Below are 25,975 nucleotides of genomic sequence, written 5' to 3' on the forward strand. Positions count from 1 at the left end.
CAAACAATGCGCAAAACCCGACAAAAAAACGGCTTATGACGATAGCGTTGAATGCCCCGGCCCCCGCCGGGTTGGCGGACGCGGGCCGATATCATCCCCCTCCATCAACATCGCAATTTTCTTTAACGACGTCACAATACGTCCGCGTTCGTTGTCTTTGAGTTCTTCAAAGCGGTCCATAAAATCGTCGTCCAGCAAAGGCGGCGTGTTGCAGATCATATCTGCGCCCTTTTTGGTCAGGCAGCTATTGACCACGCGTTTATCGGTGGTGTTACGGGTGCGGCGAACAAAGTCGCGTTCCTCTAACCGGTTCAGGATCGTTGTGACCGTCGCCTGACTTAACGACACATGCCGCGAGATTTCCTTCACCGTTACCTCGCCCAGTTCCTTGATCGCAAGCAGAACCACCAGTTGCGGCACCGTTAGGCCACAAACCTTCATCACCTGTTTTGAATGCAGGTCCGATGCGCGAATGATTTGGCGTAACGCCACCAGAACATCAAGAGAATCGCGCCTTTTTTGCAGTTCAGACGTCATTTGGCCGTTTCCCAATTCGTAAAACCGTCGCCAACCTAGCTCAATATTCATTTGACATCAAATGTTTTGAATTGTAACTATCTTGGCACACCATTCGACGATGCCTGGGGAAATCATCGTACTGGTCACGCGATCAAAGGCCAGCCAACCACACAACGAACAACAGGACTGCCTTTTCAAAATCGGGCGGTTTTATGCGGTTCGTCAAAAAACCGACAAGGGACCATGACCGATAAAATCGTTGTAAAAGACCTCTATAAAGTCTTTGGCGATCAGCCGGACCAAGCCATGAAAATGGTACGCGACGGCATCGACAAAGCCGACATTTTCGAACAAACAGGCCAGACTGTGGGTGTTTGCGGTGCAAACTTTACGGTCCAGGAAGGCGAAATTTTTGTTGTCATGGGCCTGTCCGGGTCCGGCAAATCCACCCTTGTCCGGTTGCTTAACCGGCTTATCGAACCAACCGCTGGTCAGGTTCTTTATAATGGTGTCGATATTGCCGCGATGGACGCACAGGAACTGATGAATTTGCGCCGCCGTGATATGTCGATGGTATTTCAGTCCTTTGCCCTGATGCCGCATTTATCGGTTGTCGACAATGCTGCCTTTGGCCTTGAACTGGCCGGGATTGACCTTGAAGAACGCCAGAAACGGGCGTTAAACGCCCTTGAACAGGTTGGTTTGCACGCCCAGGCAAATTCATACCCCGATGAACTTTCAGGCGGGATGCAGCAGCGTGTCGGCCTGGCCCGCGCCCTGGCCAATGACCCGTCTGTCATGTTGATGGACGAAGCCTTTTCCGCACTGGACCCGCTCATTCGCGCCGAAATGCAGGATGAATTGCTGATTTTACAGCGCGAACACAAACGCACGATCATTTTCATTTCGCACGATCTCGACGAAGCCATGCGCATCGGCGATCGTATCGCGATTATGGAGGGCGGCATTGTGGTTCAGGTCGGCACCCCCGAAGAAATCCTGAATAATCCTGCCAACGATTACGTCAAATCGTTCTTTCGCGGGGTGGATGTTTCGACCATCCTGTCGGCCAGGGACATCGTATCGAAACGCGAAACCACCGTGATCGAACGCGAAGGTGTCGGCCTTAAAACAGCCCAGCGCCGCCTTGAAACCGAAAACCGCGAATTTGGCTATATTGTTGGCCAGAACATGGAATTTCATGGCGTGATTTCGCAAGAAAGCGTTGAACGCGCCATCAAGGCCGGGGCCAGCAAACTCTCTGCCGCCTTCCTGCCCAATATCGAAGCCGTTCGCGAAGATACCCAGCTTTCCGAATTGATCGGAACCGTGGCCCATGCCCCGTGCGGCGTGCCCATTGTGACCGAAACCGGAAAATATACCGGCGTAATCAGAAAAGCCAAATTGCTGGCAACGCTGGACCCGGAAGGAGATTTGACCAATGGCTGATAACAGTAACCCCTGGGCAAGCGGTGCCTCATCGGGTGCCGCCGATAGCGCGACCAGCACCGGTGGGGCAGCAAGCAGCACGGGTGACGCCGCATCTTCTGCCGCCCCCAACCCGTGGGGCACACCCGATACCACAACGGGCAACGGCGTTTCCGATACTGCGGGCGACTGGCTGGCAAATGCCGCCCCGGCCCCGGAACATCATTTCAGCATCATTCATCCGTTTCGGGATGCCGCCTTTCCGGTGGATATCTGGGTTAATAATGGTCTTGACTGGGTTGTTGATAACTTCCGCAGCTTTTTTCAGGCCGTGCGCTGGCCGATTGATGCGGTGCTGACCGGTGTTCAAACCGGGCTACAGGCCACACCGGCCCTGATCGTTATCGTGATCATGGCGTTGCTGGCGTGGCAGGTTGCCGGGCGTAAACTGGCCATTGGCACCTTTTTGTCGCTGGTCGCCATCGGCCTGATCGGCGCATGGTCCGAAGCCATGATCACGCTGGCGCTGGTGATAACGTCGGTATTTTTCTGCGTTGTCATTGGCCTGCCAACCGGCATCTGGCTGGCGCGCAACGAAAAGGCATCACACATCACACGTCCGGTACTTGATGCCATGCAAACCACCCCGGCATTCGTCTATCTGGTGCCGATTGTGATGTTATTCGGGATCGGTAATGTGCCCGGTGTGGTGGTGACGATTATTTTCGCCCTGCCCCCGCTGATCCGCCTGACCATCCTTGGTATTCGTCAGGTACCCGACGATCTGGTGGAAGCAGCCCGCTCGTTTGGTGCCAGCCCGAAACAGTTATTGTTTCGCGTCCAGTTACCGCTGGCGATGCCCACCATTATGGCGGGTGTCAACCAGACCCTGATGCTGGCCCTGTCGATGGTTGTGATTGCATCCATGATTGCCGTTGGCGGCCTTGGACAAATGGTGCTGCGCGGGATTGGCCGCCTTGACATGGGGCTGGCCACCATTGGCGGCATCGGCATCGTTTTACTGGCAATTGTATTGGACCGCATGACCCAGGCCCTGGGCCAGGACATGCGCAGCAAGGGTTCCCGTCACTGGTATCAAACCGGTCCGGTTGGCCTCGTCCGCTCCCTTACGGGCAAGAAATAACCGCACAGCGGTTGCAATAAAGGCTGAATCAACGGCCCAAACCACATAACAAGGAGAAGCCAATGACCATCCTGAAAAAGATCACCACCGGGGCAGCAATTGCTGTCACCAGCAGCATGTTGCTGGCAGGCACCGCCTTTGCCGACAATATGAAGCCGGGCGAAGGCATTGACGTCCAGCCGCTCAAAAGCTCGATCGCTGAAGAAACTTTCCAGACCCAGATCGTGATGAAGGCTTTGGAACAGCTTGGCTACAGCGTCAAACCGATCCAGGAAATCGAATATGCCAGCGGCATTGTTGCCATTGCCAATGGCGACGGCACCTTCATGGCCGATTACTGGGACCCGTTGCAGGCTGATTTCTATAAAAATGCGGGCGGCGATGACAAAATCTATCGCGAAGGTGTGTATTCTCCCGGTGCGCTTCAGGGTTACCTGATCGACAAAAAAACCGCCGAAAAATACAACATTACCAACATCGAACAGCTTAAAGACCCGAAAATCGCCAAGATTTTTGACGTCAATGGCGATGGCAAGGCCGATCTGGCCGGTTGTAATCCGGGTTGGGGCTGTGAAAAGGTGATCGAACATCATCTTGATGCCTATGGTCTGCGCGATACGGTATCGCACAATCAGGGTTCTTACTCTGCCATCATCGCCGACACCATTACCCGTTACAAACAGGGCGACCCGATCCTGTATTACACCTGGACCCCTTACTGGGTTTCGGGCGTGCTTGTCCCGGGCAAAGACACCGTCTGGCTTCAGGTTCCGTTCTCATCGCTTCCGGGTGAAAACAAGGATGCCGACACCGCCCTGCCCGATGGCAGCAACTATGGCTTCCAGGTGAACAACCAGCGGATCATTGCCAACAAGGTTTGGGCAAATGAAAACCCGGCTGCGGCCAAGCTGTTTGCTATCATGCAGATTTCCGCCAACGACATCAGCGCCGAAAACACCCTGATGCGGAATGGTGAAAAATCAGCTGAAGACATCGGCCGTCACGCCGATGCCTGGATCAAAGCCAATCAGAGCAAATTTGACGGCTGGCTGACAGAAGCCCGCGCGGCGGCAAACTAATTTCACACCGCCCCGTCAGATAAATATCTGACCTCCAACATTCTAAAACAGCCCGTAAGCTCATGTTTGCGGGCTGTTTTTTATGCCCCGCCAACAAGGAATTCCTGTTTTCGGTTGTGTTTGTCTTTTTGTTTGTGCTGGCGATCCGCAATCATTTCAAACTGAAATAGCGTCTTTGTCGCAAATCTATTTACGGATGGATTCCAAAAACAGATAAGCGTTTTTTTGTAAATTATGGGCTTCGTCTTCCAGTTCGGCAGATGAGCTTCTGACATGCCCGGTTGCTTCGCCTGCTTCATGGATGGAACTGACCACATCGCCAATATCGTCATTCATATTGGTGATGGCGTGGCCGGTCTGATCTATGGTTGTGGTAATGTCGATGGCGGCGTTTGACTGGTCTTCAACCGCGGTTTCAATGCTGAGCGATACGACATGAACCTGGCTGATACGCTCGCCAATTTCGCCAATCGCCCCGGCGGCTTCCTGGGAGATATTTTGAACGGCAATGATTTGTCTGGTGATTTCCTCGGTTGCGCGCGCAGTTTGATTGGCCAGTGTTTTGACTTCATTGGCAACAACAGCAAACCCCTTGCCCGCATCGCCAGCCCGTGCCGCCTCGATGGTGGCATTCAGGGCCAAAAGGTTGGTTTGCGCGGCAATATCCTGAATAAGACTAACAACATCGCCAATTTTGCGGGCTTCGCCAGACAAGTTTGCGACCGTTTGGTCGGTATGGCGGGTTTGCGACACGGCTTCTTCAATCGCTGCACGCGACTGCACCATTTGCTGTGACACTTCATTCAGGGCACCGCGTAACCGGTCCGAGGCCATCGCGACCGACTGCACCCCTTTCGAGGCCTCGGCAACGCTTTTTAAAACCCGATCCGTTTTTTGCCGCGACGTATCGGTGGCCGAGGCAAGAATACGGGCATTGTCCGACAAACCATGGGCAGAGCTTAAAACCGCCTCGACGATACTGCCAACCGTACCGCTAAATGATTTGGCTGTTTCATCGAGACGACGGGTATTTTCGGCCTGGTTTCGGGCATCAAGTTCCTTGCGTTCCTCATGCAGGCGAGCAATGCGCTGGCCATTTTCCTTAAATACATTCAGGGCATGGGCCATTTCGCCCATTTCATCATGGCGAAAGGCCGCAGGCACAATAACATCAAGGTTGCCATCGGCAATCTGGGTCATCGCACCGGTCATGGTTTTAAGCGGCGATGCGACAATTTTCTGAATTAACAAAAACAGAAATACCAGGCAGGCCGCCAAAAGAACGATGGCGATTTTGGCCTGATCAATAGCGTTTTCCGTCATTTCACGTTCCAGCGATGCAAAGGACCAGGCCATGACAACAGCGCCGACGATATCCTGATTTTTGCCAAAGATTGCGGGTTCGGCAATCACCTGCAAATCGCCCGCGCGGGTTTCCTGGCGGTCGGCAGCAGTGATCGCTGCCATGCCAAGTTTGGTCAATTGCGCAGACAAGGCCGGATTTGCGCCCGGGGCCGCATAGCTGGCAATCGGTTTGCCTTCGGCGTCAATTGCCAGCACCAATGCCAGTGTTTCGCGTCCATCGGTAATCAGATCCTGATACGAGGCCTCGATCGCATCGGCTTTGCGAAACTTGACGGCCCCGCCATTTTGCGATGCAATTAACGACGTTACAATGATATTGCTATCGGCCAGCCGTTCCCTGGCTGACTCCATTGAAAAGATGATGCCGACATAGATGGTCGCCATAAACGCAATAACGACCGTTGCGGCGACACCAAACACCAGTTTGCCCCGAATGGACCATCCCGTTCGGACAAAGGGTGGCATGGCTGAGCCACCCTTTGTTGCGCCATTTTCAATGTTCATTTTCCCACGTTCCCTACCCCGAATGACCATCGGGATTTTATCTGTTTTTTCGCCGGTTTTTATGGTGCAAACCGTCCTGTGCGGGCGGCAATCCGATGATGGTTATTCCAGCAATTCCACATTGATGCCCAGGGTGATCGCCCCGATAACTGTGCTTCCGTCGCTGTCAAGCACCGGCAGGCTAAGCTGCGATTGATAGGTCTGGGTGGATTCATCAAGTTCAACGTCGCTCATATGGATGGCATCAGCACCAACGGGGTATGTTTTTTGCCATTTGGCTTCGTCACCCTGCCAGTAATCGCTGGTGACATCGCTTTGGCCAACATTCAGCCCTTTGTTATCCATGACGAAAATTTCCGTGATCAGGCCTTCGGTTTCATCGGCTTTTTCGCGCAGAAACTTTGACAATGGCCGATCCAGAACCTTGTCGATCAGGGGTTTGTCCGTGGCCGATGTTTCGGCACGCCATTCTTTATCCAGCGTATCGATGTCCTGCTGCGACAAACCGGCATTTTCGGCGTTCTGGGCTTTCACCGCATCAATCACAACCGGGTCGGACAACCAGATTTTCACATCATCGGCATAGCTGCGCAATTGGCCTTCAAATTCATTGGCACTGGCAACCGTCATGGCCGAAACCAGCGTGATCGGCGCAATAACCAACATTGCCAGTATTTTTGATTTAAACGACATCTCTTCACCCTTCTATTGGCCGGAACCTCCGGCACCCCCACAAACAGGCCCCCGAAAGCGCCCTTCCTGTTTCAAACGTGGGGTCAGCAAGAAGAAATTCAACCAAAGATATTTTCGGCCTGTTTCCCTTTGCTTTACTTGAAAAACAATCCACCAATACCCAACCACGTAATTAAATTACGCGGAACATATGTAACAAACGCAGCGTTCATCATTGTCACTCCTGACAACTCCTGACGCAGCATCTGTGATTAAGGGGTGAGTTATGATCCTGTAGTTGCTAGGGTTCAGGCAAAATCCTGCCACCCCAAAAACGGAAAACACTTACATGTTTCCTGACAAGCTGAATATTCCCCTGGGAAAATCGGTAAATGCCCTGGTCGACTGGCTGGTCGTTCATTATGGCGACGCCTTTGAAACCTTTGCCGATGCCTTGCTGAGCGTTCTGGTCTGGCTGGAGCATTTGTTGCGCGCAACACCGTGGTGGCTGGTCATCATCATCATTGCCGCCATCGCCTTTCATGCCAGCAAAAGCTGGAAAACAACCCTGGGGATTGCCGCTGCCATGCTGGCAATTGGCATGTTGGGCCTGTGGGACAAGGCAATGCAAACCCTGGCCCTTATGATCATTGCCACCGGGCTTTCGGTTATTATTGGTATTCCCGTGGGCATTGGCATGGCGATGTCAAACAAGCTGCGCGCGATAATGGTGCCTGTACTTGACGTAATGCAAACCATGCCCAGTTTTGTTTATCTGATCCCGGCCTTGATGCTGTTTGGGTTGGGCAAGGTTCCCGCCATTCTGGCAACGGTTATTTATGCCGCCCCACCCGTCATCCGCCTGACCGATTTGGGTATTCGCCTGGTCGATAAGGAAGTGATCGAAGCATCGCGGTCCTTTGGGGCCAGCCGGGCGCAAATTTTGTGGGGCGTGCAATTGCCCCTGGCCCTGCCCAACATCATGGCGGGCATTAACCAGACCACGATGATGTCGATTTCGATGGTGGTGATTGCGTCCATGATCGGGGCGCGCGGCCTTGGCGAACAGGTGCTAACCGGCATTCAGCGCCTTGATGTTGGCCAGGGGGTTGAGGCCGGGATTGCCATTGTTTTGCTGGCCGTTGTGTTTGATCGCATTGGCCAATCCTATGGCAAACGGTCCGGGCGCGGCGGCAGCCGCAGCAAGGCAGGAGACGGGGCATGAGCTATATCGAGATTAAAAACATCTATAAAATTTTTGGCCCCCACCCGCAAAAAGCCCTGACCATGGCCCAAAACGGTGAAAACAAGGACGATATCCTTGCCAAAACCGGCCATACGGTGGGTTTGACAAATGTATCGCTGTCGATTGAACAAGGGGAAACATTTGTGGTGATGGGGTTATCAGGCTCGGGCAAGTCCACCCTGATCCGCCATCTCAACCGCCTGATTGACCCAACTGCAGGGGAAATTCTATATGGCGGGGAAAACATTTTGCACATGACCACGGCCCGCCTGAATGCATTTCGCCGGGCCAAACTGGGCATGGTTTTTCAACGCTTTGGTCTGCTGCCACACCGAAACATTCTCGACAATGTTGCCTATGGGCTGGAAATTCAAAGAACCGACAAAGCCGAACGGTTAAAATCGGCCCGGATATGGATCGAACGGGTGGGATTGGCGGGCTATGAAGCAAGCTTCCCCGATCAACTTTCGGGCGGGATGCAACAGCGCGTTGGCCTTGCGCGTGCACTGACCACCAACCCCGACGTTTTACTGATGGATGAAGCCTTTTCGGCCCTGGACCCGCTGATCAGAAGCGACATGCAAGATGAATTGATGAAGCTGCAAAGCGAGCTTCACAAGACCATCATTTTCATTACCCACGATTTGGACGAGGCCCTGAAACTGGGCGACCGGATTGCCATTTTAAAGGACGGCGCCCTGATACAGGTAGGCCGCCCCGAAGAAATTATAATGAACCCCGCCGATGATTATGTCCGTGCCTTTACCCGCGATGTGAACCGATCAAAAGTGTTGCGGGCCAAAACCCTGATGGCACCCTTGACGGATAATGGCAACATGGGCGTGACAACGGACTGGCCAAACGTGGATGCCAATATGATACTGGCCGATATTTTGCCCATTGCCATCGCCTGCCCGTCCGGTATCAACGTGGTTAATCACAATCAGCAAAAAATCGGCACGCTTAGCAAGGATCAGATCATCGCTGCCCTTGCTGCCTGATCTTCACGAGGCCTGTAACGGCCGATAGCCTCGCTCATGGCGGTATGGTGCCGGGGAATGGCGACTTCTTGCATATGAAAACCCCGGCTTTCGCCCGAGCGTTTCCAGTCGGCAAATGACGGATGATTTTCATCCTTGTACGAAATCACCGGCACCATGCGACCCAGTTGCCAGTCAATCGCCATATCCGGGTCGTCCCAGGCGATGCCGCGATCATGATCAGGGCTGTAATAGGCGCTGACTTTATAAACAACTGTCGTATCGGGCACCAGGGTGCGAAAACCATGGGCAAAGCCCGGCGGCACCCACAATTGATACCAGTTCTGGTCTGAAAGCTCGATCCGGATATGTTTGCCAAAGGTCGGGCTGTCGGGACGGATATCGACCGCCACATCGAGAATGGCACCATGTGTCACCCGCACCAGTTTGCCTTGCGCATGGGGGTTAACCTGAAAATGCAGGCCGCGAATGGTGTTGACCGGCGCGCTGACCGACTGGTTTTCCTGCACCAGACTGGCATCGCCAATGGCGGCGGAAAATTCGTCCTCGCGGAACGTTTCGGCAAAAGTACCACGCGGATCACGATGCTGATTGGGCACAAAAAGCAACGGTCCCTCTATGTCAAATCGGTCAAATTGCATTATTACGCATCCTTGATAAAAGGTCTATTTTTCGTCGCTGTTAAAACGGATCGGCTGGCGCATTAATCTACGCGTCATCGCCCATTTTCCATCGCGCTTGACTGGCACCAGTTTGACGTAAAGCAGGCTGGCCTGTGCATCGACAGTGCCAAAAATACGGTCCTTGCTGTCATCATCAATGATGGATGGATAAGCAACAAACGCGTCCCCCGGCCCGGCATCGGGTTTCAGGTTGGCCGCCAGCAACATTTTGGGCATCGACCAGTTGATCATGTCTTTGGATGTTGAATAATAAATGCCGTGTTCGCTGGTTCCGTCCTTGTGCCTGCGGCGGTGTTTGTAAACGGCAACAAAGGTATTGCTGGCCTCGTGGCGGACAATGCCGCGAATGGATGTTAAGCCATAGGGGCCAACACGCGCACAATCTGTCTGGTACACCTGCCAGCCTTTATCGGGCGTTAACCGCGCAGCATCGACAAACTTTTCGCCGTTCCATATCTGCCAGCGCGACGGGTCGTTGGCATTGGCGCGCGCCAGACAATTCCGCGATGATTTCCAGTCCACACCGCGCCGCCAGACGATCGAATAAAGATAATCCTTCCAACGCACGATATTGGTGGCTGTCACATAGCTCGGTGCGCGTTTACGATCATCACGATACGCCATCGGCGGCGGGAACGGCGCGTGATGCGGCGGTTTTGCCTGATAGGTAAAATGCTGCCCGCCATCGGTGGATTTTAACATTACCAGCCCGTTGATCCAGCAATCGGTACGTTTTTTGGCATTCACGCACGGCATATCGTGGCGATAGGGCATAAAACTGGCACTGCCCAGCGCATAAACGGTTTGCCCATCATCGGTATAAATCGCATGAAGCCAGGTGCGATCATCCAGCATTCCGGGATCGGCCTGTCCGGCGGCTTTAAAGCGGCTGTTGCAATCCTTGTGCAGAGATTCAAGATCTTGGCCAACAAAGGCGCGATTACGAAAATTAGGCGCAAATAAAACCATTCGTCCCTGCCCGTCGCGAAAGGCACGCGCGGGGGCATCGGGCAAATGGGAGCCATCACAGGCATTTAGCGCGGTATCAAACAACACACTGTCATCGCCCGCCAGGCGCACATCAAGGGCCTGCGCCCCGTGGGTTTGCATCACCCAGGCCGCCACCACCGCAAGGGCAGCACTTCCCAAAAATCCGATGAGTGCGTTTCTATGCATTGTTCATATCCGCATTATGCTCCGCTCACGAAAAAGGCCGGGATGTGCAGGGCATAAAAGGTTCCCTGCACATCCCGTCGTCATGGTCACGCCGCCTTGTTCAGGTTTGGGGTCGGGTTCTCAACCAGGCGATGCGCCATGCCGTTCTCATCAAGGAATTTCTGCAAATCCTTGAACCGTTCAGCATAGGTCTTTTCAAACAGGTCAAAATCGGCCTTGTCCCAGGCTTCCTCGAACGAAAACCGGTCGATATAGCGGCCATCAACGTGGGGAATACCCAATGTTTTGACGAATTCGCGGGTGCGTGTATCGTAGGTGATGTAAAGGGCTGGGACTTCGTTGGCCAAGGCCAGCAAATTGCCATGCAGACGAAAACCGGTAACGGCATCCTGGCGGCATTCGGCGTCTTCAAAATCACTTACAGTTTCAAAAACGCTTAATGATGAACAATACAGATCCAGCAACGGATCGTTTTCGCCATAGAACCACTTTTCCTTGATCAGGCTGGCAACTGCTTTTTCCATAACCTGTTTCGGGTTGGGCACCAGATTGCTGCGCGCATAAAAGATCGCTTTTTCTTCCAGTTCGCCAGCACATAAAATTTCAGTGTGATATTTTTCCGAAAGGGTCCGCAGCATATAACGCTGCAAGGTGGCAAAGCTGTGGGTTTTACGGCGCAGGGTGAAACCCAGATTTTTGATCTCATCGGCCTTTAAGCGCGGCAAATTCAGTTCCGGCTTACAATGGCGAAATGCCGTTGGGCAGCCAAAAATCCGGACATTTTTAATCCCGATTGAATGAAGCGCCTTGCGCGAAAGCGCACCACGCACCCCCACTGTTTTTGACCGGTCCGCAATCAGTTGCAAAAAGCGTTTGGTGGAATCATTGACATATTCTTCCGAATTGTCAGGCACCTGCACCCCAATGCCAAAGGCCATCACCGGCACCTTGGTTTTTTCCAGTACAGTGGTAATTTCATCCCACTGGCCGTTGGTATTGATATAGTTCGATCCGCGCAAAAAGATGTAATCAAGGGTGTTGATCTTCTCGATCTGCTCGTCGCTCAGCCCGCCACTGCTTTGCCCGTAAATCGGATAAAGTTCAGCATAATCAAGAATACGTAACGAACTGTCATAGACAAAACAGTCGCCAATATTGGTAAACAGTTCTGTTGCACGTTGCGGTGCGCCAAAGGTGTGGGTCACAACCCCCTTGCCTTTTACAACCTTGCCTGCGGGCATCAAAACGCCAATGCGCGGCCTTCTGGCCGACCCTGAAATGGTCTGGCTAGTCATTTCGAACTCCTGCGGTTTCGCAGATCGCCGCTTTTTTGGTGGCGTTTCTGCGGTTGCTCGTGTCGCTTTATGTTCTGTATTTAACTATGGTGTTACCTGTTGGCACACATGCTCAGGCTGCTGTGGTTTCACGCAGTTTCAGGCTTTCTTCCCACGCCAAAGCATGTTCGACAATCACATCAAGATTGTCATATTTGGGCGACCAGCCAAGTTTTGCGCGAATACGATCCGCACCAGCGATTAAAGCCGCCGGGTCGCCAGGGCGCCGTTCCGCCAGTTTAACGGGAAAATCGGCACCCGAAACACGTTTGACCGCGTTAATAACCTCGTAAACCGAAAAACCCGAACCATAGCCGCAGTTCATAACGTCACTTTCACCGCCATCTTCGAGATATTTCAACGCCAATACATGGGCGTCAGCAAGATCGCTGACATGGATATAATCCCGAATACAGGTTCCGTCATGGGTCGGGTAATCATCCCCAAAAACGTCAAGATGGCTGCGGCTGCCGCTGGCGGCCTGGCTGGCAATTTTGATCAGGTGGGTTGCCTTGCGTGATGTTTGCCCGGCACGCCCTGACGGATCGGCACCCGCGACGTTGAAATAACGCAGCGCAACATAGTTTAAATCATATGCCACAGTTGAATCCTGAAGCATTTTTTCCGTCATCATCTTGGATGTGCCATAGGGCGAAATCGGCTTGGACGGAAAATCTTCCAGGATCGGTGTTTTTTCGGGTTCGCCGTAAACACCAGCTGTCGATGAAAAGATGAAATGCTTCACACCGGAATCAACAGCAGCCTGCGCCAAAGCACGCGAATTCACAGTATTGTTGTAATAGTAATCCAGCGGATACATGACCGATTCAGGCACAATAATCGACCCGGCGAAATGCATGATCGCCGTAATGCCGTGTTCCCGAATAATTTGGTTCACCAGATCAATATCGCCGCAATCCCCTTCCACAAAGACTGCATTTTCAGGAACTGCCCAGCGATACCCCTGCGATAAATTGTCGAGAACGACAACCTTTCGGCCCGCATCAAGTAAGGCCAACGCTGCGTGGCTGCCAATATAACCGGCGCCGCCGGTAACCAGTACTGTCATCTTGTTTACTCCTTAATGCAGATTTTTCCGTATCAACCCTGTGATTGATCATAGTCCGGAACGGTGCATTGTCGCCTAAAAGACGACAATGCCACCAAATCTACGCAACTTTTCGCTGCACCTGACCCTCGGGATTCATAACATCAACCATCTTGTGATCGATATTGTTTTCGCTCAGGAACATCTGCATTTCACGATAGGTCTGGAACCAGGCGCGGTTGAATTTATCAAACAGGGACTGGTCCCAGTAATCTTCCAGCACGAAGTCCTTTTGCGAGAACACGTCATAGCTGGGGATTTGATAGGTTTCGGCAAATTCGACGGTGCGGCTGTCATAGGTGAAATAAATGGATGGAACACCGTTGGACAATGCCATCAGATTACCGTGCAACCGATACCCCAAAACGCAATCCTTGGTCCGCACCAGATCTTCGTAATCCGACACCACATCAGAATAAAACAGCTTTTCGCGGTAAAGCTTTTCCATGGTGTCATCAAGATACCAGTTCTTGACCCAGTCATTGTCCTTCAAGGCCTGCATGGCTTCCTGTTTCTGGACATCTGTCCCAAAAACCAGTTTCTTTTCTTCGGGTTCGCCCTGGGCCATCAGGGTTACATCAAACCGGTTGGCAAGTTCCTTGACCAGATCACGGTGGAAGGTCAGATACCGTTTGATGTCCTGGGCATAAGCTGGCGAAACTTCACGGCGCAGGGTTACACCGACATTGTGAACGTTCTCCAGTTCTGGCAATTGAATACGCATGTTGGGATTATTGGACCGAAACGCCGTCGGGCAGCCGATAATGCGCACATTGGTAATGCCAATGTCCCACAAAACCTGTGCAGTATAGGCCCCGCGCACACCGATCGACGGGGTTGAATCCGCCATCATGTGTAGCACCGTTTTGGTTTGCTCGGACAGTTCCAGCTTGCCCTTGACCGGTGCCTGCGCCCCGATGCCAAAACCAAGAACCGGCAATTTAAGGCGTTTAAGCACGGCAATGGTATTGCGCCAGTCCATATGCGAATGAATATAATTCGATCCGCGCAGAAAAACGTAATCATATTCTTCGCGCAAACGGTCGATGTCTTCCATATCTGGATCAGCAATCGGCAACACACCCAGCTTGTCAAAATTCATCAGTTTCAGCGATGAATCGAACACAAAGGCATCACCGATATTGTGATAGTGATTGATACTTTTTTGAACATCACGGTAATTGTACCAACGGACACAATCATGGTCGTAGACTTCGCCCGAGGGAATCATTACGAGGACGCGCGCCATGGTATTTCTCCTTGCAGTTGATGGACCAGTGATGGTTTGACCCTCACTTTTGTCCCTTTCACGCGATGGCGTGGTTAACGTTCAGGCCGCTTCAAGGCGTGACAAAACTGTCACGCCCCGACCACGGATTGTTGCGGAGCCACATTGGGTGCAGCAACGGCCGGGCGGTTTTCAAGAACCTCCCGATACTGCGCAAGATGCTGTTTTGCGCAGTCGATGTAGGTAGGCGCGCGACGAATCCCGTCATGCATCCGGTCCCACAACGTTTTGTCTGTCAGGCATTCGATCAGGCGATCTGCCAGATCTTCGGCACTGCCAACACGGAAATGCAGGCCATTCACACCGTCTTCAATTTTCTCGGCCATGCCGCCAATGTTGCTGGCAATCATGGGGCGGCCATGAAAGAAGGCTTCCTGAATAACGATGGGCGAATTTTCCCACCAGGTGGATGGAATGATGGTCCAGTCGGCCATTTCCATCAGGCGCGGCATTTCGGTATTTTGATAGGCACCATAAAAGCGAACCCGTTCGCCCGCCTTTTCAATCAGATCATTGACTTTCTTTTGATATTCAATCGGTTGGCGCTCCAGGTTGCCCCCAAAGATCATCAAGCGGGCATCATCCCCCCAGATCGAATCAGGCACACGGCCCACCGCATCTAGCAGAACATCCGCGCCCTTGAACATTGTCAGCTGGCCAAAAAAGGCAAATCGCGAACGGCGCGGTTTCGCCTTGGTCAGCGGACGAATGGCGGCCTTCTTGTCAATATCCAACCCGTTTTCAATCACCGACATTTTGTCGGCTTCCAGGCCCCAATCGATAAACCGGTCGGCCAGAAACTTGCTGGGCGAAACATAATGATCGACCAGATCGAGAATGGATTTGATAAACCGTTCGCGACGCAAGAAAGACGCCGGCGACACACCGGGGAAACAGCCGTTACATTCAGTCGGGCTGGCCCGGTTACACAGCTTTTGCCCGCCACTTTTAACCATTTGTCCGTGATTGTGGCACATGGTTAAAAACTCGTGGAAGGTAAAGAATATGGCAGCATCGGGCAGTGCTTCACGCACCGCATAAATGGTTTCCATCCCCAACCCCAGCACATGGTGGAAATGCACCACATCGGGGTTGTAATCTTTCACAAAACGCAGAAAATCGCGGTCTATTTCATCGGTGCTGCGGTTTGAGAGCAAAAAATGATCGTAATTTTCTGCGTGATATAAAATTTCATTGTCTTTCTGGCGCAGGCTCATCAGGGCCGATGCCCCGTGGCGCGGCACCGGGTGACCAACACGGGCCAGATAAAAGCTCTCGACACCGTCGAGTAGATTCAATCCCTTATGCAGGTTATAAGACCCGACTTCGGCCCCCCCCAGCGACAGACTGGGATGGCCATGAGAAATGACCAGCACGCGCAAATCAGTCGACGGCATGATTGTGGCTCCGCAAATTTGAAACGACCAAAGACCAACGGCGATCAAACGCCCAGCGGTCCAAACGATGCGAGAGTTCCTCCCAGGCGGGCGTGGATGTTATGGATTGTTCACTGCCCAATACTTCAACCTCCGGCAGCCAGTAGGATGGCGTGCCGGCCATGCGCAATTTAAGCGCAATATCCAGTCCCTTTTCTGACGGCCCGATATAGCCACGGGTAAAGCCCTTAACGTCGAGAAACGCCGAACGTGGCAGGATGCAACATTCGACCGTTCCGGCGCTGACTTCACAGGGCTCGGCATCACTCAGCACCGCACGCGGATAACCGACAAACCGGTCCGCCAGATATTTCCCCTCCGGCCCTTCTTCGATCCAGGTGCCCGCCCAGCGAACGGAATCATCTTCAAACAAAATGGTGGGGCACACGGCACCTTTGCTGCCGCGCTTGCGATAGGCCGTTAAAAGCGGACCAAACCAGCCTTTTTCACGCGGCAAAACATGCACCGACATCAGGCAAACAGCTTCGGATTTTGTTGCCTTCACGCCCACTTCCAGGGCGTCGCAAAAATCTTCGACACCTTCGGCAAAAACAAACCGCACATTCAGTTTATAAAACGCCGCCAGACGCAGCATATCGCTGCCAACCTGATCAAAGCTTTCAGCCGGACCGGCAATAACAACCGGCAATTTCCGGGTTTCCGGGTCCAACCCCAACAGGGCGATTGTCACCCCCATATCGCCGATCGTGTCATCCGCACCCACAATCAATGTTACCGGCGCGTTTTCGTCAAAATTGCCAATATCGTGAACATCAATTGCAAACGGGCTTTGCGCCGTCATATTTTGCAACATCGGGCCAAACTGGCGTTCAATACTGCTAGATGCCGTGACAGAACGCGGATCAAGCGAGGGTAAAACCCGCGACAAGGCCTGGCGTGCCGATGCGCGCGTTGGATTAAGCGGGCAATAGGCCGGGAAACTGTCGGTAATGTCGAATTCCAGATAAATGGCCTGATCTGACGCCGGGGTTTCCGACAGGGGGCAAAACACCAAAAAACCATGGCTGTTGCGTGCCGAATTCATTCCGGTAAACATCGGATCATTGACAAAGGCATCGGTCACATCGGGGCGCGTTTGCCGTGTCCAGGCATCATCAATGCGAAGACTATCCTGCCCGACACGCAAATTGATCTGATTAACCCCGCGATCCGGGTCCAGCATCCAGCCCGAAACCAGAACACCACTGCCTTCAATCACCAGCGCAAAGTCAATGCCCACCCGTATCGGGCGTTCCAGATCAGATACCGTATCGCGGCCGTCAAACCGGTGCGCGGCCAGTTGCATCTGCGCGCGAATATTGTCGGGTGCCTTGACCCGCCCCAGAACCGACCGGATATGGGCGGGCACATCGCGCGGGGCCACCAGCACACGTTGTTGATAAACCTCGATGCCAAACCAGCCATCCCGGCCCCGAAAATAAACGCGTTGCAGTTTTTCGGGTTTCACCAGCCGCTCGGTTGCCAGCAAACCAACAACACCGGTGGCATCTTCGCCCAAATCGTCGCGCTGAAATTCGGCACTGGTCAATTCGGCAAGAACCGGCCCATCTTCAATAGCGATCACACGTGTACGACCATGGGGAAAATTGCTCGACCAGCCCTGAATATAAAGCTCGTTATCTTCAAGGCCGCCCAAAACTTCGACAAAGCCATTACTGTTTGCCGCAATGCGCACCAACGCCGCCACGGTTCGTAACCGTTTTTTGTTGGTTTTCCCCGCCAGCAAGGCTTCGATCACACCATCCATGACACCGGCAAACGCAGCGCCCGACTGATCGGCAACCGCCGATAAAATGGCTTCAAGCCCCTGCCCGCGACTTTCAATGGCATATTCCGCCGGATGCCCGGGGCGGCGAAACACCACCTTTTTCAATCGGCCGCCGCTAACATTTTTTAACGGTAACAGGGCGACAAAACCAAAGGCTGAATCCGCTGAACTATCATTACGACGCCAGCTGATCATGGATGCCTGCACTTTGGCGTCGGGCGACCCGTTTAAATAAACATCAATCGTGGCAGGCATCGCACTGCCCACCCCGGCCATCAGGGCCAGTCCTTCGTCTACCAGCGTGGCCATAACGGTTGCCCCGTCCAATGGCAGGCCTGAAGACTCACTCATGCCCTGCTCTCCTGTTGTTTGATGAACTGTCAAATGTCTGTTTTGCCCGTGTGGTGACGAAACCAAACGCCCCCAGCCCATCCCCCTCAATACCCATGGCATTGTGATCTTTGGTATGGGCCATATCATCAAGGTAACGGCCATATTCGCTATTGGCAGAAAAACCGGCACTGCGGGTCATATCGCCGCGATCAATCCAGCCAAGACGCCAGGCTGTTTCTTCGGGACTGCCAATTTTAAGGCCCTGGCGTTCTTCTACCGAACACACAAACTGTGCGGCTTGAAGCAAACTGGCGGGGGTTCCGGTATCAAGCCACGCGCAGCCCCGACCCAGCATTTCGACAGTTAATTTACCATCTTCGAGATAGGCCCGGTTAAGGTCGGTAATTTCCAGCTCGCCCCGATGGGATGGACGCAAGGTACTGGCACGGTCCGATGCCGTTGCATCGAAAAAATAAAGCCCCGTTACCGCCAGGTTTGACGGCGGATGAGTTGGTTTTTCGATAATATCCAATGGTTTTCCCTCGGCATCAAAGGCCATAACGCCATACCGTTCAGGGTCGCGCACGGCATGAACAAACACCGTTGCCCCATCATGGCGCTTGGCCGCCATTTGCAAGCGTGCGCCCAGATTATCGCCATGAAACAGGTTATCGCCCAAAATCAGCGCGCAAGGTGCCCCGGCCAAAAATTCACGGCCAATCAGCAAGGCTTCGGCAATGCCATTGGGTTTTTGTTGTTCAGCATAGGAAATTTCAATTCCAAACTGGCTGCCATCACCCAAAAGCGACATGAACGCTTCGGTCTGGCCTTTTGCTGTCACAATCAGAATGTCGCGAATTCCCGCCAGCATCAGCGTGCTTAGTGGATAAAAAATCATCGGCTTGTCCCACACGGGCAGCAATTGTTTGCTGGTCGCATGGGTAATCGGCCATAGCCGACTGCCGGTCCCTCCGGCCAGAATAATGCCTTTCATGCGATTTTCCCTTCTGGAATAGCGGCGCATTCCTGCCCCAATTGGCCCCCACCCCCCAACAACAGCACATATCGACGTTTCGGAAGGTCATAAAAGGGCGAAAACCGGTCAAGGGTCATAACATCTGCCTCACCAAACAATTGCGCCAAGCGACAAACCACCCGCCAGGCCTACCAGCACCGCCAGCAGTAAAAGCGGCGTTTTAAGATCATTGCGATGGCGGTCGCCCAGAACGGCAAGCCGTTCGTCAAATCCGCCCAGCGACTTGTCGAAACGCACCAGAAACACTTCCAGTTGTTCAACCCGGCTTGCCAGTTCTTCCTGGCCATTGCGCACCAGCCGCACCCCGGCTTCGATACCGTCATCGGCCGAGGCCAGTTCATCCATCCGTTTGGAAGATTCAATCAGGCGCCTGGCCGCTTCACGCTGACCGTTTTGCAAAATATGCTGTGCCGCCAATAACCGGTCGAGACGATCCAGAATTTTACCCAACGGCGCATTCAGTGCCGAATGAGCGGCCTGTTCGGAATGGCTTGGAATACGTAGCGGGGTTTCGGCCCCGGTTTCGGGCATGATCGCAACGACGCTTAAACTTTCAACTGCAGCAAGGGCGGCGTCGGGCAATTCAATTTCAAAGGCATGTTTGCCATTGCCAATGCCATTGCGGCGCAAGTCTATCCGCTCGCGGTCGGCCTTGATCTTAAGCAGGGTGTGGCCGTTCATGCGGACAATAAGGTCTACTTGCGCATCAGGGTGCTGCGGGCACCAAACCCAGCCAAACAGACGGTTGCGGTCGATGGCATCAACATTGCCTTCAAGCACAGGCGGGCCGTCGGCCTTTTGAACATTTTGGGCGGCTTGCGCGTTGCCAGCCTTACCGGGTTGGGATGGTGGCATTGCCTTTGCTTGCCGCGCATTGACCAGCGGGGTCGTATCCTTGGTCTTTTCCTGTGCAACTGCCATGGAAATCTCCTTTGTCAGGCCGCGACGAAATCGGGCCGGATCAGGTTACGAAAACGCGAAAGATGGGTTTGGGCGACATCATCGATATTTGCCGGGGGTCGCACATTGCCCGAAAGTTTTTTCCAAAGTTTCAGGTTGCTGGCACAATCGGCCATAGCACGGGCCAGGGCACCCGGATCATCGGGGCGCACGTGAACACCGTCCATGCCATCACGCACCATTTCTGCCATGCCGCCAATGTTGCTGGTAATGACGGGCCGGTCGTGCTGAAACGCTTCCTGAATAACCAGCGGCGCGTTTTCCCACCAGATCGACGGGGCCACGACCCAGTCCACAGCGGCCATCAGTTCGGGAATGTCATCCCGGTCATAGGCACCAAGGCGCACAACATGGCTGCTGGTTTGCTCGAACAATTTGTCGATTTTGTCGTTGAAAGCGGCGGTTTGAAATGGTGCGCCGCCATGAATGCGCAATTCAAAATCAACGCCGTCATCAATCAGCTTGCGACACGCCTCCAGCAATACATCCGCCCCTTTCCAGGGGTTAAGATTACCAAAATAACCAAAGACATTGGGCATGCCGCCCGTACCATGTTCACGCCGCCGCACCGCACGAACAGGCGGTCGCCCATTGTGAATGACCTCGATCTTGCGCGGGTCAATGCCCCATTCGATATAACGCTCCTGCAAGAAACGACTGGGCGACAAAAACAGATCGACCACGCGCAGATGATTGCGAATATTGACCGACCGCATGGCAAACCGGTCGGACGAAATGCCGTCAAGTCCGCATTTTTCGCCCGATATATCCGCCGACAGATACCGCTTTCGTGTTTGCCGATGGATCATTAATCCATCATGCGGGCAAATCTGGTAATAGTCGTGCAGGGTCATCACGATTTTGCAATCAGGCAGCACCCGCCGGATTAACATCGGCAGTTCAATACCAAACAAAACCAGATGATGGATGTGCACGATATCGGGCCGGAAATTTTCCAGAAGCTCGGTCATAGCAGGCACAACGGCATAAAGATCGGTTTGCGACATGTTAAAACGGTCAAAATGCCCGGCCCAGAACAGCAATTCATCATCGCTGTCATTGACCGCCTGAAAACTTGTTCCCGGACGGCGCAATCGATGAACATCATTGGTCGCCCCGACAAACAGGGCGTCGCACCCGGCCCGTTTATACGCCCCGAACAAATCATGAGCGAAAATTTCGGTGCCACCGGGATGAAGGTCGGGATGGTTATGGGCCAATACCAGAATACGCGGGTTCATTGCGGGCTCCTGCGTGGTTTTTGAGCAACCAGAATATCCTGATAATGCGAGGATTTATCGCCGTGCCAGGCACCAAAACCCTTGCGCAGCAGCGCAAACCCGGCCTCTGCCAAAACAGATTCCAGATAGCCATTGTCAAAACCAACAGCCGCCATCGGGTTTTCACCGCGCAAATGCCAGCAGGGTTTATCCTTGTCACGGACCAGGCCACTCAGGCGCGGGTCGCATTTGGGGGTGGCAAGTTCGTTCGCGCTGCGGATGATAAAGGCCGTCATAAACAGGCGACCGCCAGGGCGCAGGGTGCGGAAAATCTCGGTGCAATAACGTTCGACGTCGGCGGGCGGCAAGTGCGTTGCCACCGAGACCATCGTGACGAAATCAAACGCCGCATCCTTGGCTGGCAGTTGCCAGCTATCGCCCGCAACCTTGCCTTCAGGGTTATAAAGTTCGTTGGCCAGATCCACGGTCTGAAACCGGAAATCCTTGTAAACCGGGGTGATGGCGTTTTGGCACCATTTGATGCCGTCCGCGACCGGGTCGATGCCCAGATAGCGGGTTTTGCCCGGCACCAGATACTGGGTTAACGGCACGGCCATCCGGCCAATGCCACTGCCAATATCCAGCACGCTTTCGGTGGGTTTTAACCCGCCCAGACGGACAAAATGGCCTAAAAACTCGGCCCCGATCGCCAGAAAATCCCCATCGCCGACAAAGACTTCATCCTTGGCCGGGGTTGGCAAAAAACGGTTATGGGCGATCTGGCGACATATCGCGCCCAGATAAACTTCCTGACGCGGGGTTAAATCGCCAAAGGACGATGTTTTGCGCCCGCCGCGCCCTTTGCCAATCCCGGTATTATCATCGTCGTCCTCACCGTCAACCGCCTCGCCCAATGACGTATCGGGAATAAAAAGGCCCCCATCCGCATCGCCCGACATCGCCCGGTCCTTGGCAGCAGGCGGCGCAATCGGCGCAACATCGGAAATTTGCGCGACTGCCGCAGCTGTGCGATCAAGCAGCGCAGAACCCGCCTTTGAGGAAACGTCCGCCGCTGTGTCTGCTTTTGGCGGGGGTGTTGCAACCGGTGTCCGCATGATCCGAACCGACGGATATTCGGATTTTTTCACCGCAGCATCGGCATCATTGCCTTTGGTTTCGGGGCGATGACCGGGAATTGCAAGAATACTGTTCATAATACACCTCCGACCGTTACGGGTTCTGCGGCCGGTTGCGACACGCCTTGCAGGGAAAATTCGGTCATTTGAGTGTCCCAGCGGCGCGCATGGAGCCACGCGTTATATTGCGTTGCCACACCGCCCATATAGTCGGAATGGGTCGAAATTGATTTGCGTTCAAAATGATAAAGTTCGGCGTCGGGCACATAGCGAATATCAAAGCCCCTGGCGCGAATTTTCAGGCACAGGTCACTGTCTTCGTAATCGCCAATGACGTAATCCTCGCTAAAGCCGTCAACATCTTCAAACACACCACGATGCAGCAACATGCACGCCCCGGTAACAGCCGGAACCGAGCGCTCGATACAGGCATCGCCATAACGGCCCGGCATGCCTTTGTAATAATGATGGTTCAGCCATTGCCCGCGTTCATTACGCGCAAAATACATCCCGGCATGTTGCAGGGACCCGTCTTCAAACAGTAATTTTGGCCCGACAACGGCAACATCATCAACACCGCCCATGCGGGTCGCCATCGTGCCCAGCCAACCAGCCTGATGGGGAATAATATCGGAATTTAACATTGCCAGCAGATCGGCCGTGGCCACTGCGGCACCGCTATTACATGCCCGGGCATAGCCGCCATTACGTGCCATAACCACCAGGCGCAACGGCACACCGTAAAGCTTATATAACCCGCGCAGCAAATGTTCGACCTGTTCGGCCTGCTCGGGGGAATCCAGCACGTAAATCAATTCGCAATGCCGTGAAATCCACGGATCACAGGCAAAAGCACCGACCTGGGCACGCAGAAAATCCAGCACCCGATATAATGGCACAATGATCGATACCGACGGCTCGGTGCGCTGGGTGCCAATGTCAATCACCGTGGGCTCGCCAATGCTGCCCAGCAATTTTTGCTGCACATCACCAATCACCGGTGCCAGGCAATTTTCCATGATGTCATCGTTCAGATGTTGCGGCGGCACGGCGCGCAAGATGCGTGCCCGGGCTTCTGCCAGGTCGGCGGGTTGTGCGGTTGGCACCATCAAATGGCGACTGCCAGAGGTTAACCGCAAAATACTGCGCGGTTGCAAGATGGGAACCTGACTTTTAATTTCAGGATGAAACCCGATAAAGCCGGTTGCCGGAACTGTTTTGTCCTCCTGCGCAACGCTGCCTGCATAACGGTAAAAATTGGCTTCGAATTTGTGTTCGACACCGGTGTGATCAAGCACATCAACGCCGCCGACCATTTCCGCCGGGTCGCGATACCAGCCGCCAATTAAAGTGCCGCGTGCCGTGGTAACAGCAAGGTCAATTTCACCCGAGGGCAAACCACCACCGCCCGTAACGCGCTGTGCCGAGAGCGGGCAGCGCAACTGAAATTCAAGGGCAGCCTTGCGCGATACCGCATCGCCACGCGCCAGGGCGGCAATGGTATATTCGCGCAAATCGGCATCGGCCTGCCCCTGTGCCAGCCACCAGCGTGACAAAGACGGCAAGGTCGATTTTGGTTCAAGCTGACGAATGGCCAGTGCCCGGCTGCCGGTAATCACCAGATAGGCGCCGTTTTCCAGACCATTGCGTTCGGCAATAAAGAATGTCTGTTTTGCCCCGTGCGGGGTTTCGCGGCCTTCATGGGCGGCGTTGGTTAACCGCCAGAAACCTGTTGGCGACACCACATATGTTCCTTCAATCCCGCCAAAGGCGGTTGGCAAGGTGGTGGCGGTCAACATGTGTTGTTCGGAAATTCGGGCAACCGGCTGGGCACGCTGCGGTTCGTCAACAATCCGCGCCACCAGGCGGTTAAGGGTCTGGGTATAACTGCGGCTGCGGCGCATCCGAAACATGCTGGCCCACGCGCCAAGCATGGCCGACAGCAACGATAACCGTCCTGCCGGGGTAACATCACCCAACAACATATAGGCATCGACCGGGTCAAAATCGCCTTCCGGGTCAATGATAATTTCTTCCTGCCGTCCCAGTGTCCCGGCTTCAGCCAGCAGGGATAAAGGGGCATCCTTCGGCTGGGGAATAACGCGCAACAGCCGCGTGCCCCCGTCACTTAGCGGCAACCGCAATGTTGCCTGCGGCGACACCTTGCGTCCGTCGCGTGCTTCAAGTTTGGGAACTGTCCACAGCCGGGTTGGCAGGTTCCAGATCAAAATCAGTGTATCGGGGGTTAACCGGCAAACTTCCGGCATATCGCCAGATAACTGTCTGTCATCAGACGTGGCAAGTTCAAGCATTTGTCGCCCACACCCTTGCAAATAAAACGATAAAACAGGATGCCCGCAGCCTGGCTGCGGACATCCCGGGGTCGTTACTGTACGTTGAAGAAGTGGTCCGGGTGATCCTGGACGTCGTCTGCGTCAACATTGTTAAGGGTGATAGAATCACCATTGCCAAGATCGACAACAGTATTGGCGCCGTCCTGCGTTGCCCGGGCGGCAACGTCATCGGCCGACGAGATGTCGGTATCGTTAATGCCCTTGGAAATCGAGAGCATATCTTCACCCACCTGGAAGTCGAGGACAACATCGTTGCCACCGCCGCCAGAGAAGACAAAGTTATCCTGACCAGCACCGCCGACAAGCATATCGTCCCCGGCACCGCCATTAATAACGTCGTCACCGGCACCACCCATCATCAGGTCGTTGCCCGCACCGCCGTTCATTATATCGTCGCCCTGGCCGCCAAGCATGACGTCGTTACCGTCACCGCCCTGCATCAGGTCATCGCCCTGACCACCAAGCATCTGGTCGTCACCAGCGCCGCCAAGCATGATATCGTCGCCAGCACCGCCCTGCATCAGATCATGGCCGGAGCCACCATCGATCAGATCGTCGCCTTTGCCGCCTGTCAGCAGGTCATCACCGGTACCACCGAAAAGCTGATCATCACCGTGACCGCCAAACAGCATGTCGTTACCGCTACCTCCCAGCAGTTGATCATCACCCGACCCGCCAAACAGAAGGTCACGACCAGCGCCTCCCATAAGAACATCGTCGCCAGAGCCACCAAACAGGTGGTCATTGCCTTCTTCGCCAAACAGAACATCGTTCTGTCCGTGTCCAAACAGGGTGTCGTCACCGCCGCGACCAAAGATCACGTCGCTAAAGCGCGATCCGAGCAGCGTGTCGTCATAAGCACCGCCTTCGAGAGTTGCCATCATATCCTCCTTGATTATCCCAATACGGGTTTCGGTGTGACTAGAGGCTGGCCGTTCCCTCTGGGCTAGACTGTGCATTGCCCAAGTAACGGCCACACAGCAACCCTATATTCTTTTACTATTTTATAGGAAGTTATTATCAAGGTATTATTGTGGCGACATTATGTATGAGTCAATTTTTACATTACTTTACTCATTTATTTAGTTCCATTATTTATGCATGTTTAAACTATATTTGATTTTAATTTTGAATTGCTGTCGAATAACAACAGGCAGATGCCTT

Annotated in this window: 21 protein-coding genes; 5 read left to right on the plus strand and 16 right to left on the minus strand. The window is 53.7% G+C overall.

Features of this window, described 5'->3' with window-relative positions; genetic code table 11:
* Positions 1 to 33: 33 nt before the first annotated feature.
* Positions 34 to 537 (minus strand): MarR family transcriptional regulator, encoded by a 504-nt coding sequence (locus AAC086_RS01425; RefSeq protein WP_339774383.1) that lies wholly within the window; start codon positions 535 to 537, stop codon positions 34 to 36.
* Positions 538 to 762: 225 nt separating this feature from the next.
* Here AAC086_RS01425 and proV point away from each other — a divergent pair, with 225 nt between their 5' ends.
* The 3 genes from proV (at position 763) to proX (ending at position 4,170) form a co-directional block, all read left to right on the plus strand.
* Positions 763 to 1,968, plus strand: coding sequence for a glycine betaine/L-proline ABC transporter ATP-binding protein ProV (proV, locus tag AAC086_RS01430; RefSeq protein ID WP_339774384.1), 1,206 nt, complete (start codon positions 763 to 765; stop codon positions 1,966 to 1,968).
* Positions 1,961 to 3,091 (plus strand): glycine betaine/L-proline ABC transporter permease ProW, encoded by a 1,131-nt coding sequence (gene proW / locus AAC086_RS01435; protein ID WP_339774386.1) that lies wholly within the window; start codon positions 1,961 to 1,963, stop codon positions 3,089 to 3,091. The genes proV and proW overlap by 8 nt, the downstream gene beginning before the upstream one ends.
* 62 nt (positions 3,092 to 3,153) lie before the next feature.
* Positions 3,154 to 4,170, plus strand: coding sequence for a glycine betaine/L-proline ABC transporter substrate-binding protein ProX (gene proX / locus AAC086_RS01440; RefSeq protein WP_339774388.1), 1,017 nt, complete (start codon positions 3,154 to 3,156; stop codon positions 4,168 to 4,170).
* A gap of 186 nt (positions 4,171 to 4,356) precedes the next feature.
* Here proX and AAC086_RS01445 read toward each other — a convergent pair whose 3' ends face one another.
* Together AAC086_RS01445 and AAC086_RS01450 are read right to left on the minus strand one after the other, a co-directional pair.
* Positions 4,357 to 6,039, minus strand: a complete 1,683-nt coding sequence (locus tag AAC086_RS01445) for a methyl-accepting chemotaxis protein (protein ID WP_339774390.1) — start codon at positions 6,037 to 6,039, stop codon at positions 4,357 to 4,359.
* Positions 6,040 to 6,141: 102 nt separating this feature from the next.
* Complete coding sequence (locus tag AAC086_RS01450; RefSeq protein WP_339774392.1) at positions 6,142 to 6,732, minus strand: hypothetical protein; 591 nt, start codon at positions 6,730 to 6,732, stop codon at positions 6,142 to 6,144.
* A gap of 328 nt (positions 6,733 to 7,060) precedes the next feature.
* On the opposite strand from AAC086_RS01450, the gene AAC086_RS01455 reads away from it, so the two are divergent.
* Together AAC086_RS01455 and AAC086_RS01460 are read left to right on the plus strand one after the other, a co-directional pair.
* Positions 7,061 to 7,936: a proline/glycine betaine ABC transporter permease gene (locus tag AAC086_RS01455; protein ID WP_339774394.1), complete on the plus strand. Its 876-nt coding sequence runs from the start codon at positions 7,061 to 7,063 to the stop codon at positions 7,934 to 7,936.
* A complete protein-coding gene (locus tag AAC086_RS01460; protein ID WP_339774396.1) occupies positions 7,933 to 8,958 on the plus strand; it encodes a glycine betaine/L-proline ABC transporter ATP-binding protein in 1,026 nt (341 codons plus the stop codon). The genes AAC086_RS01455 and AAC086_RS01460 overlap by 4 nt, the downstream gene beginning before the upstream one ends.
* On the opposite strand, the gene rfbC is transcribed toward AAC086_RS01460, so the two are convergent.
* The 13 genes from rfbC to AAC086_RS01525 all read right to left on the minus strand — a co-directional run bounded on the left by rfbC (position 8,931) and on the right by AAC086_RS01525 (position 25,695).
* Entirely contained in the window at positions 8,931 to 9,599 is a 669-nt protein-coding gene (gene rfbC, locus AAC086_RS01465) for a dTDP-4-dehydrorhamnose 3,5-epimerase (protein WP_339774397.1), read from the minus strand. The two genes, AAC086_RS01460 and rfbC, sit on opposite strands and share 28 nt — an antisense overlap.
* A gap of 24 nt (positions 9,600 to 9,623) precedes the next feature.
* Positions 9,624 to 10,817, minus strand: coding sequence for a hypothetical protein (locus AAC086_RS01470; RefSeq protein WP_339774399.1), 1,194 nt, complete (start codon positions 10,815 to 10,817; stop codon positions 9,624 to 9,626).
* A gap of 86 nt (positions 10,818 to 10,903) precedes the next feature.
* The gene (locus AAC086_RS01475; RefSeq protein ID WP_339774401.1) at positions 10,904 to 12,112 is read right to left on the minus strand and encodes a polysaccharide pyruvyl transferase family protein; all 1,209 of its coding nucleotides are present in this window, start codon (positions 12,110 to 12,112) and stop codon (positions 10,904 to 10,906) included.
* A 112-nt stretch (positions 12,113 to 12,224) separates the two neighbouring features.
* Positions 12,225 to 13,220, minus strand: coding sequence for a UDP-glucose 4-epimerase GalE (gene galE / locus AAC086_RS01480; protein ID WP_339774403.1), 996 nt, complete (start codon positions 13,218 to 13,220; stop codon positions 12,225 to 12,227).
* A 100-nt stretch (positions 13,221 to 13,320) separates the two neighbouring features.
* Positions 13,321 to 14,508, minus strand: a complete 1,188-nt coding sequence (locus AAC086_RS01485; protein WP_339774405.1) for a polysaccharide pyruvyl transferase family protein — start codon at positions 14,506 to 14,508, stop codon at positions 13,321 to 13,323.
* Between the two features lie 110 nt (positions 14,509 to 14,618).
* Positions 14,619 to 15,944: a glycosyltransferase family 4 protein gene (locus AAC086_RS01490; protein WP_339774407.1), complete on the minus strand. Its 1,326-nt coding sequence runs from the start codon at positions 15,942 to 15,944 to the stop codon at positions 14,619 to 14,621.
* Positions 15,931 to 18,123 carry a hypothetical protein gene (locus AAC086_RS01495; RefSeq protein ID WP_339774409.1) on the minus strand — a complete coding sequence of 731 codons (2,193 nt, stop codon included), beginning with the start codon at positions 18,121 to 18,123 and terminating at the stop codon, positions 15,931 to 15,933. The genes AAC086_RS01490 and AAC086_RS01495 overlap by 14 nt, the downstream gene beginning before the upstream one ends.
* Positions 18,116 to 19,099 (minus strand): glucose-1-phosphate thymidylyltransferase RfbA, encoded by a 984-nt coding sequence (gene rfbA / locus AAC086_RS01500; RefSeq protein WP_339774410.1) that lies wholly within the window; start codon positions 19,097 to 19,099, stop codon positions 18,116 to 18,118. The genes AAC086_RS01495 and rfbA overlap by 8 nt, the downstream gene beginning before the upstream one ends.
* A gap of 129 nt (positions 19,100 to 19,228) precedes the next feature.
* Positions 19,229 to 20,062, minus strand: coding sequence for a hypothetical protein (locus AAC086_RS01505; protein WP_339774412.1), 834 nt, complete (start codon positions 20,060 to 20,062; stop codon positions 19,229 to 19,231).
* Between the two features lie 14 nt (positions 20,063 to 20,076).
* Positions 20,077 to 21,342, minus strand: a complete 1,266-nt coding sequence (locus AAC086_RS01510) for a glycosyltransferase family 4 protein (RefSeq protein WP_339774413.1) — start codon at positions 21,340 to 21,342, stop codon at positions 20,077 to 20,079.
* The gene (locus AAC086_RS01515; RefSeq protein WP_339774415.1) at positions 21,339 to 22,535 is read right to left on the minus strand and encodes a class I SAM-dependent methyltransferase; all 1,197 of its coding nucleotides are present in this window, start codon (positions 22,533 to 22,535) and stop codon (positions 21,339 to 21,341) included. Before AAC086_RS01515 ends, AAC086_RS01510 begins: the two co-directional genes overlap by 4 nt.
* Complete coding sequence (locus tag AAC086_RS01520; RefSeq protein ID WP_339774416.1) at positions 22,532 to 24,769, minus strand: glycosyltransferase family 2 protein; 2,238 nt, start codon at positions 24,767 to 24,769, stop codon at positions 22,532 to 22,534. Before AAC086_RS01520 ends, AAC086_RS01515 begins: the two co-directional genes overlap by 4 nt.
* A 74-nt stretch (positions 24,770 to 24,843) precedes the next feature.
* Entirely contained in the window at positions 24,844 to 25,695 is an 852-nt protein-coding gene (locus tag AAC086_RS01525) for a calcium-binding protein (RefSeq protein ID WP_339774418.1), read from the minus strand.
* Between the last annotated feature and the right edge of the window lie 280 nt (positions 25,696 to 25,975).

It is taken from the genome of uncultured Thalassospira sp. (genome assembly GCF_963976115.1).
In the GTDB taxonomy this organism is placed as follows: domain Bacteria; phylum Pseudomonadota; class Alphaproteobacteria; order Rhodospirillales; family Thalassospiraceae; genus Thalassospira.

What these genes read in the sequence shown, in the direction of transcription:
- AAC086_RS01425 (WP_339774383.1), bottom strand. Translation starts at nt 537, where the DNA reads ATGACGTCTGAACTGCAAAAAAGGCGCGATTCTCTTGATGTTCTGGTG.
- proV (WP_339774384.1), top strand. Translation starts at nt 763, where the DNA reads ATGACCGATAAAATCGTTGTAAAAGACCTCTATAAAGTCTTTGGCGAT.
- proW (WP_339774386.1), top strand. Translation starts at nt 1,961, where the DNA reads ATGGCTGATAACAGTAACCCCTGGGCAAGCGGTGCCTCATCGGGTGCC.
- proX (WP_339774388.1), top strand. Translation starts at nt 3,154, where the DNA reads ATGACCATCCTGAAAAAGATCACCACCGGGGCAGCAATTGCTGTCACC.
- AAC086_RS01445 (WP_339774390.1), bottom strand. Translation starts at nt 6,039, where the DNA reads ATGAACATTGAAAATGGCGCAACAAAGGGTGGCTCAGCCATGCCACCC.
- AAC086_RS01450 (WP_339774392.1), bottom strand. Translation starts at nt 6,732, where the DNA reads ATGTCGTTTAAATCAAAAATACTGGCAATGTTGGTTATTGCGCCGATC.
- AAC086_RS01455 (WP_339774394.1), top strand. Translation starts at nt 7,061, where the DNA reads ATGTTTCCTGACAAGCTGAATATTCCCCTGGGAAAATCGGTAAATGCC.
- AAC086_RS01460 (WP_339774396.1), top strand. Translation starts at nt 7,933, where the DNA reads ATGAGCTATATCGAGATTAAAAACATCTATAAAATTTTTGGCCCCCAC.
- rfbC (WP_339774397.1), bottom strand. Translation starts at nt 9,599, where the DNA reads ATGCAATTTGACCGATTTGACATAGAGGGACCGTTGCTTTTTGTGCCC.
- AAC086_RS01470 (WP_339774399.1), bottom strand. Translation starts at nt 10,817, where the DNA reads ATGCATAGAAACGCACTCATCGGATTTTTGGGAAGTGCTGCCCTTGCG.
- AAC086_RS01475 (WP_339774401.1), bottom strand. Translation starts at nt 12,112, where the DNA reads ATGACTAGCCAGACCATTTCAGGGTCGGCCAGAAGGCCGCGCATTGGC.
- galE (WP_339774403.1), bottom strand. Translation starts at nt 13,220, where the DNA reads ATGACAGTACTGGTTACCGGCGGCGCCGGTTATATTGGCAGCCACGCA.
- AAC086_RS01485 (WP_339774405.1), bottom strand. Translation starts at nt 14,508, where the DNA reads ATGGCGCGCGTCCTCGTAATGATTCCCTCGGGCGAAGTCTACGACCAT.
- AAC086_RS01490 (WP_339774407.1), bottom strand. Translation starts at nt 15,944, where the DNA reads ATGCCGTCGACTGATTTGCGCGTGCTGGTCATTTCTCATGGCCATCCC.
- AAC086_RS01495 (WP_339774409.1), bottom strand. Translation starts at nt 18,123, where the DNA reads ATGAGTGAGTCTTCAGGCCTGCCATTGGACGGGGCAACCGTTATGGCC.
- rfbA (WP_339774410.1), bottom strand. Translation starts at nt 19,099, where the DNA reads ATGAAAGGCATTATTCTGGCCGGAGGGACCGGCAGTCGGCTATGGCCG.
- AAC086_RS01505 (WP_339774412.1), bottom strand. Translation starts at nt 20,062, where the DNA reads ATGGCAGTTGCACAGGAAAAGACCAAGGATACGACCCCGCTGGTCAAT.
- AAC086_RS01510 (WP_339774413.1), bottom strand. Translation starts at nt 21,342, where the DNA reads ATGAACCCGCGTATTCTGGTATTGGCCCATAACCATCCCGACCTTCAT.
- AAC086_RS01515 (WP_339774415.1), bottom strand. Translation starts at nt 22,535, where the DNA reads ATGAACAGTATTCTTGCAATTCCCGGTCATCGCCCCGAAACCAAAGGC.
- AAC086_RS01520 (WP_339774416.1), bottom strand. Translation starts at nt 24,769, where the DNA reads ATGCTTGAACTTGCCACGTCTGATGACAGACAGTTATCTGGCGATATG.
- AAC086_RS01525 (WP_339774418.1), bottom strand. Translation starts at nt 25,695, where the DNA reads ATGATGGCAACTCTCGAAGGCGGTGCTTATGACGACACGCTGCTCGGA.